This window comes from Amycolatopsis sp. NBC_01307 (assembly GCF_035975215.1).
GTDB lineage: Bacteria > Actinomycetota > Actinomycetes > Mycobacteriales > Pseudonocardiaceae > Amycolatopsis.
Map to the genome: position 1 here is coordinate 3,237,271 of NZ_CP108403.1, position 13,206 is coordinate 3,250,476.

At 71.9% G+C, this 13,206-nt stretch carries 13 protein-coding genes; 3 read left to right on the forward strand and 10 right to left on the reverse strand.

Annotation, left to right across the window (positions count from 1 at the left end):
* Window positions 1-15 precede the first annotated feature (15 nt).
* On the reverse strand, window positions 16-855 hold the full coding sequence (locus tag OG439_RS13265; protein ID WP_326949682.1) for an oxidoreductase: 840 nt from the start codon (window positions 853-855) through the stop codon (window positions 16-18).
* Window positions 856-953: 98 nt separating this feature from the next.
* Between OG439_RS13265 and OG439_RS13270 the strand changes: the two genes are divergently transcribed.
* Both OG439_RS13270 and OG439_RS13275 read left to right on the forward strand, forming a co-directional pair.
* Entirely contained in the window at window positions 954-1,856 is a 903-nt protein-coding gene (locus OG439_RS13270; RefSeq protein WP_326949683.1) for a LysR family transcriptional regulator, read from the forward strand.
* Between the two features lie 129 nt (window positions 1,857-1,985).
* Window positions 1,986-3,065 (forward strand): GDSL-type esterase/lipase family protein, encoded by a 1,080-nt coding sequence (locus OG439_RS13275; protein WP_326949684.1) that lies wholly within the window; start codon window positions 1,986-1,988, stop codon window positions 3,063-3,065.
* Between the two features lie 96 nt (window positions 3,066-3,161).
* Here OG439_RS13275 and OG439_RS13280 read toward each other — a convergent pair whose 3' ends face one another.
* From OG439_RS13280 to OG439_RS13295, 4 genes are read right to left on the reverse strand one after another with little or no spacing between them, the layout of a single operon-like run.
* Entirely contained in the window at window positions 3,162-3,461 is a 300-nt protein-coding gene (locus tag OG439_RS13280; protein ID WP_247051866.1) for a hypothetical protein, read from the reverse strand.
* Entirely contained in the window at window positions 3,448-3,672 is a 225-nt protein-coding gene (locus OG439_RS13285; RefSeq protein ID WP_326949685.1) for a hypothetical protein, read from the reverse strand. Before OG439_RS13285 ends, OG439_RS13280 begins: the two co-directional genes overlap by 14 nt.
* A 46-nt stretch (window positions 3,673-3,718) precedes the next feature.
* Entirely contained in the window at window positions 3,719-4,174 is a 456-nt protein-coding gene (locus OG439_RS13290) for an Lrp/AsnC family transcriptional regulator (RefSeq protein ID WP_247051868.1), read from the reverse strand.
* Window positions 4,171-5,313: a M24 family metallopeptidase gene (locus OG439_RS13295; protein ID WP_326949686.1), complete on the reverse strand. Its 1,143-nt coding sequence runs from the start codon at window positions 5,311-5,313 to the stop codon at window positions 4,171-4,173. The genes OG439_RS13290 and OG439_RS13295 overlap by 4 nt, the downstream gene beginning before the upstream one ends.
* A 131-nt stretch (window positions 5,314-5,444) precedes the next feature.
* Here OG439_RS13295 and OG439_RS13300 point away from each other — a divergent pair, with 131 nt between their 5' ends.
* Window positions 5,445-6,392, forward strand: a complete 948-nt coding sequence (locus OG439_RS13300; protein ID WP_326949687.1) for a 5'-3' exonuclease — start codon at window positions 5,445-5,447, stop codon at window positions 6,390-6,392.
* Here the strand turns inward: OG439_RS13300 and OG439_RS13305 are convergent.
* The 5 genes from OG439_RS13305 to OG439_RS13325 all read right to left on the reverse strand — a co-directional run bounded on the left by OG439_RS13305 (window position 6,389) and on the right by OG439_RS13325 (window position 13,032).
* Window positions 6,389-7,606, reverse strand: coding sequence for a GNAT family N-acetyltransferase (locus tag OG439_RS13305; RefSeq protein WP_326949688.1), 1,218 nt, complete (start codon window positions 7,604-7,606; stop codon window positions 6,389-6,391). The two genes, OG439_RS13300 and OG439_RS13305, sit on opposite strands and share 4 nt — an antisense overlap.
* A gap of 55 nt (window positions 7,607-7,661) precedes the next feature.
* Window positions 7,662-8,000, reverse strand: coding sequence for a DUF4333 domain-containing protein (locus OG439_RS13310; RefSeq protein ID WP_326949689.1), 339 nt, complete (start codon window positions 7,998-8,000; stop codon window positions 7,662-7,664).
* A 25-nt stretch (window positions 8,001-8,025) separates the two neighbouring features.
* Complete coding sequence (locus OG439_RS13315; RefSeq protein ID WP_326949690.1) at window positions 8,026-9,228, reverse strand: GNAT family N-acetyltransferase; 1,203 nt, start codon at window positions 9,226-9,228, stop codon at window positions 8,026-8,028.
* Window positions 9,229-9,304: 76 nt separating this feature from the next.
* Window positions 9,305-10,096 carry a DUF4333 domain-containing protein gene (locus OG439_RS13320; RefSeq protein ID WP_326949691.1) on the reverse strand — a complete coding sequence of 264 codons (792 nt, stop codon included), beginning with the start codon at window positions 10,094-10,096 and terminating at the stop codon, window positions 9,305-9,307.
* Window positions 10,097-10,254: 158 nt separating this feature from the next.
* Entirely contained in the window at window positions 10,255-13,032 is a 2,778-nt protein-coding gene (locus OG439_RS13325) for a DEAD/DEAH box helicase (protein ID WP_326949692.1), read from the reverse strand.
* Between the last annotated feature and the right edge of the window lie 174 nt (window positions 13,033-13,206).

A 13,206-nucleotide genomic window follows, 5' to 3' on the forward strand; every position in this document is an offset into this window, starting at 1 on the left:
TGTGCCATTCACGGCTTACGCCAAGGCGGTCGAGCGGCTCACGTCCTCCCACGCGGCCAAGTCCGCCGCCAACACCTCGTGGTGACCCCGGATCGCCTCGACGGCGTCCGCGCCCAGCGCCAGCCGCAACGGGGCGTCCTCACTCGCCACGGCCCGCACGATCGCCGCCGCGGCCTTCGCCGGATCGCCCGGCTGCGTGCCGTCCATGCCCTCGACCGCACCACGCGTCCCCGACGTCGACACCGCGTAGGCGTCGATCGTGCGGGAACGGTGCATCCGGTCGCCACCGAACTCGGTGCGGAACGCCCCCGGCTCGACGATCAGCACCCGCACCCCGAACGGCGCCACCTCCGCCGCGAGCGCCTCCGAAAGCCCCTCCAACGCGAACTTCGCCGCGCAGTACGCCCCGAACCCCGGCATCGACAACTGCCCACCCATCGAGCTGATCTGCACGACCGTCCCGCTACCCTGCGCCCGCAGGTGCGGCACCACGGCCTTCGTCACCTCGACCGCACCGAAGAACATCACCTCCATCAACCCCCGCAGCTCCGCCATCGTCAGCTCCTCGACCGCGCCGACCGAACCGTTGCCCGCGTTGTTCACCACGACGTCGATCCGCCCGAACGTCTCCAGCGCCGTCTTCACCGCCGCGTCGACCTGACCGGCGTCGGTGACGTCCAACGCCGCCGTCCGGACCCGGTCACCACCCGCCACTTCCAGGTCCTTCAAGGTTTCCGGCCGCCGAGCGGTGGCCAGCACCCGATCGCCGGCCGCGAGAGCGGCCAGCGCCACCTCCCGGCCGAAGCCGGAAGAGCAGCCCGTGATCAGCCAGACGCGGCCGTCGGTGTTCGTCATCTCCGTGGTCCTCCCAGTACGTTTCCTCCGTCCATCCTGCGGAAGATCACGCACACGGCGCCAACACCGATCACCTGGCACAGCTACAGTCAAAACCTGTGACCCCCGAGCTGCGGCAACTGCGCTACTTCGTCGCCGTCGCCGACGAAACCAGCTTCACCCGCGCCGCCACCGGCCTGCACATCGCCCAGCAATCCCTCTCCCAGCAGATCACCGTCCTCGAACGCACCCTCGGCGCCCGGCTGTTCGACCGCGACGCCCGCGGCACCCGCCTCACCGCCGTCGGCGCACTCTTCCTGCCCGAAGCCCGCGCGGTCCTCGCCCGAGCCGACGACGCCGTCACGACCCTCGGCCGCGCCGTCCGCGGCGAAATCGGCACCATCCGGCTCGCCTTCCTCACCACCACCGCCAACTACCTGCTCCCACCCATCGTCCGCGCGGCCCGCGAACGATTCCCCGCCCTCGAGGTCCACACCGCCGAAGCAGCCATCGCCGACCTCGTCGACGGCCTCCGCGAACGCCGCTTCGACCTGGCCTTCACCCGCCCACCCCTCGTCGACGACCTCACCTCACGGACCCTCATGACCGAAGAGGTCTGCGCCGTCCTCCCCCAAGACCACCCACTGGCCACCCGCACGGCACTCACCCTCGCCGACCTCGCCGACGAACCCTGGGTCCTCACCCCACGCAGCAGCTGGGAACCCTGGCACCGCAGCTACGACGACGACTTCGCCACCGCCGGCTACACCCCCCACGTCGTCCAGCGCGCCCCGACCGTCCAAGGACTGCTCGGCCTCGTCGCCGCCGGAGTCGGCGTCACCCGGCTGACCCGCTCCTCCCACAGCCTCCGCCGCACCGGCGTCGCCTTCGTCCCCCTCACCGGCGACATCGCCCGAACCGAACTCGTCTGGCTGCCCACCAACGACAACCCCGCCCGGCACACCATCACCGACGTCGCCACCGAACTCGCCGCCACCACCGACCTCACCCAAGCCGGCTAGCAAGTGCCCGCGAAAGTAACTGCCGCACGCAGCGACCGGAACTTTCCCAGGTGAGACCGCGACTCTGTGACCCGTGACGCACGGTGTCCGACGACCGGGCCGATCACCTGATCCGTAGAATCAGCCGTGATGCGACGACTTCGGTGGTACTGGGGGGCGCTGGTCCTCGTCAGCGTGGCCCTCCTCGTGGGTTTCTTCGCCTTCTTCGGCTCCGAAAGCCAACCCGGACAACCCCAACCCCGCCAAGGCCCGCCCGGCACCGGCCCGCTCACCGTCGTCGCCATGGGCGACAGCACCGCCTCCGGCGAAGGCGCCGGCCAGTACACGCCCACCACCAACGGCCAGGGCGGCGACTGGTGCCACCGATCCCCCAACGCCTTCGTCGAAAAGATCGCCGTCCCCGGCATCACCGCCCACGTCAACCTCGCCTGCTCCGGCGCCCCCGCCGAACAGGTCGCCCTCGGCGGCGTCAAGCAGTGGACCGAAGGCTCACAAGCACAACAGCTCGCCGCCCTGGTCAAGGACCACCGCGTCGCCGCCGTCGTGATCGCCGTCGGCGCCAACGACGACCCCAAGTTCTCCAACCAGGTCACCGACTGCTTCAAAGCGTGGTTCGACCCCGGCGGCCCGCCGTGCAGCACGGCACTCAAGCAGAGCTGGCAGTCCAAAGTGGACGCCATGGTCCCGAAGGTCGCCGCCGCCGTCTCCGACGTCAAGAAAGTACTGGCCCAAGCCGGTTACGTACCCGCGGACTACCAGCTGATCCTGCAGTCCTACGCCGCCCCGATCGGCCCCGACGTCCCCGAAGACCTGCGCAGCCTCAACGGCTGCCCGTTCCGGGTCGAAGACCTGCGCTGGATCTCCCAGACCGGCATCGGCGTCCTGTCCTCCGGCATCAAAACGGCCGCCCGGCAGACCGGCGCCCGGTTCCTGGACCTCGCCAAGGCCGGCGTGCAGCACGAAGCGTGCAGCGGCGGCGCCAACCCCGCGACGGAATGGTTCACCCGCCTGACACTGCAGCTCGCCGACCTCGGCCAAGCCGACCGGGCGGGCCACGCACTGCAGGAGTCGTTCCACCCCAACGCCGCCGGCCACACCGCGATCGCCAACTGCCTCACGGAGTTCATGGCCACCCGCGAGGGCAACGCCTCCTGCCTCGCGGGCGCGGACGGCAAGCTCCACGCGACCCCGGAGGTCGTCGCCCGCTGACCTTCCCTGCTCTTGAGCAGGGTTGAGTCGTGCCACTTGCACTTACTGGACCGCAAAATTTTTAAATGTCGCCCCGCGGTATAGGGCGTTATACACTTAAAGATCGAGGGCGGCTCGCAGTGCGATGTCGATGCGCTCTTGGACCTCCTGGTCGATCTCCGCGAGGCGCTCGTCGAACCACGGGCGGTAGAGCCGCGTGAGGTTGAGCGTCGACACCCAGTAGCGGGCGTCGATCGCCACGCCGAGGATGTCCTGGGGGTCGCGGTCGAGCAGTTCGGTGCCGAGCAGCCAGGGGCGCTCGGACTCGTTCACCCCGTCCGAGGACAGCAGCACGACCGTGCGCTGCCGGGCCGGATCGGTCGGGGGGTGGTACGTCCAGACTTCACCCCTGCGCACGCAGATCCTTTTCCGCCGCGGTGCGCTCGGCCTCGTCGAGGTCCGCGACGGCCGGTTCCGGCTTCTGCGGGGTGTAGCCCGTGCGTACCGCCTCGCGCCTGGCCGCCTTCGACAGCCAGGACGAGACCGAGATCCCGTGTGCTTTCGCGGCGCGTTCGGCGAAGTCCAAGGCGCCGCTGTCCAGCGAAAGAGTCACCTTACGTGTTGCCATACCTTTTACCGTACCAGTCCCCCGGTACCCGGCTACCTGCCCGGTGTCAGAACGTAGGCGAACGTCCCTCGAACGGCGTAGAGAGGACCACCGTGGTGCGAGTGGACACCTTGGCGGCCTCCCGGATCCGGCGCAGCAGGTCCTCCAGCGCCAGCGGCGACTGGACGCGCACCAGCAGGATGTAGGACTCGTCGCCGGCGACCGAGTAGCAGGACTCGATCTCCTTGATGTGCTGGATCCGCTGCGGGTAGTCGTCGGGCGCGCCGGGGTCGTTGGGCGTCAGCGAGATCAGGGCCGTCAGCGGCAGCCCGATCTGCTCGCCGTCGAGCCGCGCGGTGTACCCGAGGATGACCCCGCGCTGCTCGAGGCGGCGCACCCGCTGGTGCACCGCCGACACCGAAAGCCCGACGCGTTCGGCGAGGTCGGTGAAGCTGCGGCGCCCGTCGGCCGCGAGTTCCTCGACGATCGACTGGTCGAGCGGCTCCAGGCCACCGGTGGTCATGCGTCCAGCACGACGAGTTCGTGCGGCCGGTTGTTGACGGACTCGACGCCGTCCGCGGTGACGATCACGATGTCCTCGATGCGGGCGCCCCAGCGGCCCGCCTGGTAGATGCCCGGCTCGACGCTGAAGGCCATGCCCGGCTCCAGCGGCAGCGTGTTGCCCGCGATGATGTAGGGCTCCTCGTGCACGTCCAGGCCGATGCCGTGCCCGGTGCGGTGGATGAAGTACTCGCCGAACCCGGCCTCGGTGATGACGTCGCGCGCGGCGGCGTCGACCGCCTCGGCCGTGACCCCCGGCTTCACCGCGGCGACCGAGGCGGCCTGGGCGCGCTGCAGCACGGCGTAGGTCTCGGCGACGTCGGCGTCGCGCGGCGCGCCGACCGAGTAGGTGCGGGTGGAGTCGGAGTTGTAGCCGGCCGGCAGCGGTCCGCCGATGTCGACGACCACGACGTCACCCCTGTTGATGACGCGGTCGGAGACGTCGTGGTGCGGGCTGGCGCCGTTCGGGCCGGAGCCGACGATCACGAAGTCCGCCCGGACGTGGCCCTCCTCGACGATCGCCGCGGTGATGTCCGCGCCGACCTCGGCCTCGGTGCGGCCCGGGCGCAGCCACTCGTGGACGCGGGCGTGCACGCGGTCGATGGCCGCGCCGGCCTCCCGCAGCGACGCGATCTCGGCGGCGTCCTTGCGCATCCGCAGCTCGCGCACGACCGGGCCGGCGAGGGTCTGCTCGGCCTCGCCGAGCGCCGCGCGCAGGGCCAGCACGTGCAGGGCCGGGGTGAAGTCGCTGACCGCGACGCGGCCGGTCTTGCCGAGCCGGTCGGCCACCAGCTTGTACGGGTCGTCACCGTCCACCCAGGTCAGCAGCTCGACGCCGAGCTCGTCGGTCGGCACGTCGGCGTAACCGGGCGCTTCCAGCTTCGGCACGACCAGCGCGGGTGTGCCGTCGGCGGGGACGACGAGGGTGGTGAGGCGCTCGAACGAGCCGCCGGCCTGGCCGATCAGGTAGCGCAGGTCGGAACCGGGCGCGATCAGCAGGGCGTCGGTGTCCGCGGCGGCCGCGGCGGTGCGGGCGCGGTCCAGGCGGGCGCGCAGGGCTGCGGCGTCGGGGGCGGGCGTGTGGAGGGAACGGCGCGACATGGGGCGAGCCTAGCCGGGCCGCCCGGGTGATCCATCCGCCCGGTGGTGCGACATGCCGAAGCCACCTCCGACCGTGCTGGGTGGCGCGTGGCATGCCGGTCGGCGGCGCCGGGGCGTGGCAGGCTGTACGCGTGACCGGACCCCTTGCGCTGCTCGACTCCGCGAGCCTCTACTTCCGCTCGTTCTTCGCCCTGCCCGACTCGATGCGCGCCGACGACGGCACCCAGGTGAACGCCGTGCGCGGGTTCACCGACACGATCGCGCGGATCCTCACCGACCGGCGCCCCTCGCGGCTGGTGTGCTGCATGGACGCGGACTGGCGGCCGAAGTTCCGGACCGACCTGCTGCCCAGCTACAAGGCCCACCGGGTGGCCCAGGAGACCACGGGCCAGGCGCCCGACGTCGAAGTGGTGCCCGACACCCTGACCCCGCAGGTGCCGATCATCCTCGACGTCCTCGAGGCGTTCGGCTTCGCCACCGCGGAGGCGGCCGGCTACGAGGCCGACGACGTCATCGGCGCGCTGGCCCACCGCGAGAAGAAGGACGCGGTCGAGGTCATCACCGGCGACCGCGACCTGTTCCAGCTGGTGCGCGACGAGCCGACCCCGACGTTGGTCGTCTACGTCGGCAAGGGCTGGGCGAAGGCCGAGGCGCTCGGCCCCGACGAGATCGCCGAGCGCTACAGCGTCCCCCGCGAGAGCGCCGGCCCCGCCTACGCGGACATGTCCATGATGCGCGGCGACCCCTCGGACGGGCTGCCCGGCGTCGCCGGGATCGGCGAGAAGACCGCGGCGAAGCTGATCACCGAGTTCGGCTCCCTCGACGCGCTCCTGAAGGCCGCGGCGGCGAGCGACTCCCGCGTCCCGTTGAAGACGCGCCTGCGGCTGGCCGACGCCGCCGATTACCTCGCCGTCGCGCCGACGGTGGTCCGGGTCGCGGTCGACGCGCCGGTGGAGCAGTCGCGCCCGGACAAGGTCCCGGCCACGCCGGCCGACCCGGACCGCGTCGCCGAGCTGGCCGAGCGCTGGAACCTCGGCAAGTCCGTCGACCGGCTCATCGAAGCCCTCCCCGGTTCTTAGAACGGCGTCCCGCACCACGGCGCGGCGACCGTGGTGAACAGCTCGTCCGCCCGGGCCGTCGCCGCCGGGTCGTGGACCGTGATCCGGCCCGCTTCGGCCAGCGCGGACGCGCTCCACTCCCCCAGGTAGAGCATGGCCAGGGTGTCGACGTCCAGGCTCAGGTGCGCGGCGGCCCCGGTGCGGCGGGCGCCGTCCGGGCCGACCTCGTAGTGCCCGGTGTTCGCCGTCAGCTGCCGGTCGGTCACGGCGAGGACCACCGGGGCGGCGTCGCGGTAGGAACGCGCGTCCAGCGCGGTGCCGACGTCGATCAGGCGCAGCCACAGGTCGTCCTCGACCTCGGCCGTGCGGGCGTGCCGGTGGTCGGCCATCATCGCCGCCAGCGGCTCGTCGACCGGGCGGAACCGGGCGCGGACCCCGGAAACCAGGTCCACCGACAGCAGGAACCGCCAGAGCGCGACGCGCGCGGCGGTGTCGGCCCCGTGCAGGTCGCGCACCTTCAGCACCGCGCCCTCGTCCGGTGCCTCGAGGGTGCGGCGGTTGACGGTGCCGTACACGGCGAAGCCGTCGTCCCCGTCCGGTCCACTGTGGACGACCACGACGTGGTCCCCGGCCGGACCGACGAGCCGGTCGTGCGAGAACGCCCACCACCCCGGCGGGCGGCCCATCATGCCGGCCCGGTGCAGCCCGATCCGCTGGTACAGCGAGGGAATCTCCTTGACGGCCTCGTCCGGGGTGAGCATCCGGACCCGCCCGGTGACCGGGAGGCGCTCGTGCAGGCGCGCGGCGGGTCGCGGGATCCAGGCCGTCTTGCCGAGCGTCGCGGAGCCGTAACCCGCGCGGCCGTAGATGGTCGGCTCGCTCGCGTGCAGTGCGGCCAGCGGCAGCCCGCGCGCGGCGACGTCGGCCAGCTGCGTGGCCATCAGCGCGCTGAACACCCCACGGCGGGTCCAGTCGGCGCGCACGCCCACGCCGTCGACCGCCGCGACGCCGAGCGTGCGCCCGCCCGGCACGGCGATCTCCGTCTCGTAGGAGCTCGTGATGCCGATCGGGGTCTCGCCGTCGAACGCGGCGAACTTGTGCACCGCCGGCCAGGACTCCCCGTAGCGGGACCAGTCTTCGTCGCCGATCCGGTTGCTGTGCAGCGAGCGACCCAGCAGGTCGAACGTGCTGCGGCGCTCGGCTTCGGTGATGGGGCGGACGTCGAAGGTGGCCATGCGCCTGATCATGCCGGGACACCCACGACGCGGCATCCCCTTTTAGCGCAGGCCGTCAGCCCGGCGGATCGACGCGGTAGCGGCCGTCCGCGTCGAGCACGGTGATCGGGACCCGCTTCGCCGTCCCCCCGATCTGGGCCGTGCAGACGAACGCGCGCCCGGTACTGACGGGCTGACCGACCGGGCAGCTCACACCGCCGACGTCGGCGATGTGGAAGCTCTCGACGAGGATCTTCCGGACGCCGTCGCGGACCGCGACCGGGTCGAGCACCTTCACCGGCGCACTCGTGGAGACCGGCGTGCCGCGGCTCGGCAGCACCGGCGCCGGGACCGACGCGGTGCAGCCCGAGAGCACGCAGCACAGCCCGAGGAACGCGAGGAAACGCCTGGTCACGGTGCTCACCCCCGGCGGTGCGGACTCAGAAGAAGCTACCGCACCACGACTGGACGCGCGTGCTGAACAGGACGTCGGCGGCCGCGGGGGCGGCCGGGTCGCGGACCTCGATCCGGCCGGCGTCGGCGAGTGCCGACGCGCGCCAGGTGCCGAGGTAGAGCATCGCGAGCGTGGTGACGTCGAGGGCGAGCGCGGCCGGTCCCCCGGTGCGCTCGGCGCCGTCCGGCGTGATCCGGTAGGTCCCGGAGTTGGCCGGCAGCAACGGATCGGTGACCTCGACGACGACCGGCGCGGCGTGGCCGTACTCGCGGGCGGCCAAGGCCCTCGGGACGTCGACGAGCCGCAGCCAGTGCTCGTCCTCGACGCGGTCGACGTTGCCCTGGCGGTGATCGGCCAGGATCAGCTCGACCGGCTCGTCCAACGGCCGTTCCTCGGCGACGATCCGGTCCACCAGGTCGATGCCGAGCAGGAACCGCCACAACCCGGCCAGCGCGGCCGGCGTGCCGGCGAACATGTCCGGCACCTCCAGGGTCTTGGTCCACGGGTGGGCCTGCAGGCCGCCGACGACGTAGAGGGCGTAACCGTCGGGCCCGTCCGGGCCGTGGTGCACGAGCGCCTTCACCGGATCGGTGCTGCGGCGGAGGTGGTTCTCGTAGAGCCGCCACAGCACCTCCGGGCGGGTCATCATCCCGGGCCGGTGCTCGACGCGCTCGTAGACGCCCGGCAGGGCCGCGACGGCGTCGTCCAGCTCCAGCAGCTCGACCTCCCCGGCGGCGGGCGCGTCCGGCCGCACCCGCGCGCGGTGCCGGTCGACGCTGTAGGTCCGGCTGCGCGTCGCCAAGCCGTAGCCGTACCGGCCGTAGATGAGCGCCTCGGACGCGAGCAGGTTCGCGAACACCACCCCACGCGCGGCGAAGTCCGCCAGCTGAGCGGACATCATGGCCCGCAGCACGCCACGACGCGTCCGATCGGCGCGGACACCGACGCCCGTCACGCCGGCCATCGGCAGCCGGGCGCCACCCGGCACCGTCAGCTCGGCGTCGAAAGCCCGGGCGGTACCGATGAAATCCGGGTCGAACACCCCGATCGTGCCGCCGGACTGGTAGGCGCGCGCGGCACGTTCCCAGTCCTTGTCGTCGGACGGCGGCACGTGCACGGTGGCGCGGAAGAGGGTGCTCGCGGCGCGGTGCTCGTCGTCGCGCAGCGTCCGGATCTCGAAGTCGGTCATCCCCGGATCATCTCCGGAGACGGCGGAGTCCGGCCACCGCAATTCGCGGCGACCGGACTCGGCCGGACGTCAAACGCTATTTGGTGGCGGGCGGGGACACCTCGTAGTTGCCGCCGTCACCCTTCACCGTGATCGGGATCTGCTGCGGCTTGCCGCCGATCGTGGCGGTGCACTCGAACTTCGCACCGTCCTCGACCTTCTGCTCGGCCGGGCAGGTGACGCCGGTGACGCCGTCGATCTTGTACGTGTCGGACAGCAGCTTCTGCACGTCCGTCTGCATCTGGGTGTTGTTGAAGACCTGCGTCTTGAAGAACCCGGGCGCGACGAAACCGAGAATGCCGACCACCGCGACGACCACGACCAGCACCACGATGCCGATCAGCAGGCCCTTCTTCGACTTCGCCGGCTTCTCCCCTTCGGGAGCCGCGGCGCCGCCGGGGAACTGCTGCTGGCCGTAGTCGTACTGGCCCTGCCCCCCGGGTGGCTGCTGCCCGTACCCGGGCTGCGCCTGCGGCCCGCTTTGCGGGTACTGCCCACCGGGCGGCTGCTGGCCGTACCCCGGCTGCGCCTGCGGGCCGCTCTGCGGATACCCGCCACCGGGCTGCTGCCCGTACGGCGGTGGCTGCTGACCCCACTGCGGCTGCTGCGGCGGGGTGTACCCGCCGGGCTGCTGACCCCACTGCTGCGGCTGCTGGGGTTGCTGCGGCTGACCCCACTGCTGCTGCTGGTTGGGGTCGTACGGCGGCTGCTGCGGCTGCTGCTGGCCCCACTGAGGCTGTTCCTGCGGGCCGCTCGGCGGGTACGCGCCGCCCGGCTGCTGCCCGTACTGGGGCTGCTGTGGGTCGTTGCCGCCATACGGCGTGCTCATCGTCTGCCTCCGCCTGCTTCGTTCATCTCATGCCCAGCCCGATATCGCCGCCGAGCCGCGTACGCACGGTTCGTGGCCGATCCAACCACAGGTCCGGGCCCAGCACACGCGACCACGCTCTCCTGCCGCACCGAGACGGACCAAGCCTCACACCGAGCTCACGCCGCACCCGCGGCGACCACACCACGACGCAGCGCCTTGACCGCCTCGGCGGCCGTCGCACCGACCCGGTCGGACTTGCCCAGCACGTCCCGGATCTGGTCGAGCAGGTCGATCACCTGACGCGACCAGCGCACGAAGTCACCCGCCGACAGCTCCTGCCCGTTCGCCTCGGCCGCCGTGAGCACCTTCTCCAGCGACTCACCGCGCGCCCACCGGTAGACCGGCCACGCGAACCCGGCGTCGGGCTCCCGCGTGCGGTCGAGCCGGTGCCGCCGCTCGTCCTCGGTCAGCTCCACCCACAGCCGCGCCGTCTCCTCCCACGCCTCGGGCACCGCACCACCGGGCAGCCGCGGCTCCCCCGCGGTGTCCCGCCGGGCCTCGAACACCAGCGTCGAGACGACGGCGGCGAGCTCGGCCGGACCGAGCTTCTCCCACACGCCGTTGCGGATGCACTCCGCGGCCAGCAGGTCCGACTCGCTGTAGAGCCGGGTCAGCCGGCGGCCGTGCTCGGTGACGCGGTCCTCGCCGTCACCCGCGGACTCCGGCCCCAGGTAGCCGCGCTCCCCCAGCAACGCGAGGATCCGGTCGAACGCGCGGGCCAGCGAGTGCGTCGTCGCCGCGACCTTCCGCTCCAGCTGCTCGGTTTCCCCGGTCAGCCGCTGGTACCGCTCCACCCAGCGCAGGTTCGCCTCCCGCTCGGCCAGCCCGTGGCACGGGTGGGCCCGCAACGCCCGCCGCAGCGCCGCCAGCTCACCGTCCTCATTGGCCCCCGCGCGCCGCTTCTGCCTGCCGGGCAAGGAAATCCCGGCACCACGCAACGTCGTGGCGATGTCCCGGCGGGTCTTGGGCGAGCGCAGCTCGATGTGCTTGGGCAGCTTGATCCGGCCCAGCGCCTCGACCGGCGCCGGGAAGTCCGCCACCGACAACGGCCCCGACCACCGGTCCTCGGTCACCACGACCGGCCGCGGCTCGCGGATCGGGTCGAGCCCGGGATCCACGACCACGGCGAGCCCGGCCCGCCGGCCCGCGGGCACCGCGATGACGTCACCCTTGCGCAGCTTCTCCAGCGAATCCGCCGTGTCCGCGCGCCGCACGGTGGTGTTCTGCCGCGACAGGGCCTTCTCCCGCGCCGACATCTTCGCGCGCAGCTCGACGTACTCGAGCATCTCGTCGAAGTCGCCGGTCACGGCGTTGGTGTAGCCCTTCAGGGCTTCCTTGTTCCGCTCGATCCGGCGGGCCAGGCCGACCACCGAACGGTCGGCCTGGAACTGCGCGAACGACTGCTCCAGCAGGTCACGCGCCTGCGCCGCGCCGACCTGGGCGACCAGGTTCACCGCCATGTTGTAACCCGGCCGGAACGACGACCGCAGCGGGTAGGTCCGCGTCGAGGCGAGCCCGGCGACCTGCTTCGGGTCGACCCCCGGCTGCCACGAGACCACGGCGTGGCCCTCGACGTCGATCCCCCGGCGCCCGGCCCGGCCGGTGAGCTGCGTGTACTCCCCCGGCGTCAGCTCGACGTGCGCCTCGCCGTTGTACTTGACGAGACGTTCGAGCACGACGGTGCGAGCGGGCATGTTGATGCCGAGCGCCAGCGTCTCGGTGGCGAACACCGCCTTCACCAGACCGCGGACGAACAGCTCCTCCACCGTCTCCTTGAACGCCGGCAGCAACCCGGCGTGGTGCCCGGCGATCCCCCGCTCGAGCGCCTCCCGCCACTCCCAGTAACCGAGCACCCCGAGATCGCCCTCGGGCAGCCCGGACGTGCGCTCATCGATGATCCGGCGGATCTCCTCGACCTCGTCGGGCCCGTTGAGCCGCAACCCCGCCCGGACGCACTGCGTGACCGCGGCCTCGCAGCCCGCCCGGGAGAAGATGAACACGATCGCCGGCAGCAACCCGGCCCGATCCAGCTGCTCCACGACCTCGACGCGCGACGGCGGCCGGAACCGCGGCATCCGCGGACCGCCCCGCCGCGCCCCTCGCGGACCGTGGAACCCCGCGGGCGCGTACTGGCGGCCGATCTCCTCGGTGCGGCGCAGCAGGGTCGGGTTGATGCGCAGCTCGGCGTTCGGGCCGTGGACGTCTTCCCCGGCGAACAGGTCCAGCAGCCGGTTGCCGACCAGCATGTGCTGCCACAGCGGCACCGGCCGGTGCTCGTCCACCACGACGGTGGTGTCCCCGCGGACCTCGACCAGCCACTCGCCGAACTCCTCGGCGTTGCTCACGGTCGCCGACAACCCGACCACCCGGACGTGCTCGGGCAGGTGCAGGATCACCTCTTCCCACACCGCGCCCCGGAACCGGTCGGCGAGGTAGTGGACTTCGTCCATCACGACGTACCCGAGGTCGGTGATCGTCGAGGACCCGGCGTAGAGCATGTTCCGCAGCACCTCGGTGGTCATCACGACCACCTGGGCGTTGCCGTTGATCGAGGTGTCGCCGGTCAGCAGGCCCACCGCGTCCGACCCGTACCGGGCCACCAGGTCGCCGTACTTCTGGTTCGACAACGCCTTGATCGGCGTGGTGTAGAAGCACTTGCGCCCCTCGGCCATGGCCAGGTGCACAGCGAACTCGCCGACGATCGTCTTGCCGGCCCCGGTGGGCGCGCAGACGAGCACACCGTGGCCGCCCTCGAGGGCCTCGCACCCACGGATCTGGAAGTCGTCGAACTCGAAGGAGGATTCCGCCGCGAAGCGGGTCAGCTGAGGGTGCTTCCCCCGGCGCGCGGAGGCCGCATAGGCCTCGGCCGGGGAAGGAGAAGGGCTACTGGCCACTCCGTCAGGGTTCCACACACCACCGACAGTTTGCACGCGGCGTGACCAACGGCGTGGCGTGACGTGGTCATCCGGTCCCCGGTCTTCGCCGGTTTGGTTCTTCGTGCGCGGGCCGGAGGCTCGCAACCACCCCGCGCCGTATAGGTCGTTATACACTCAGGTCTGCCGGGATCG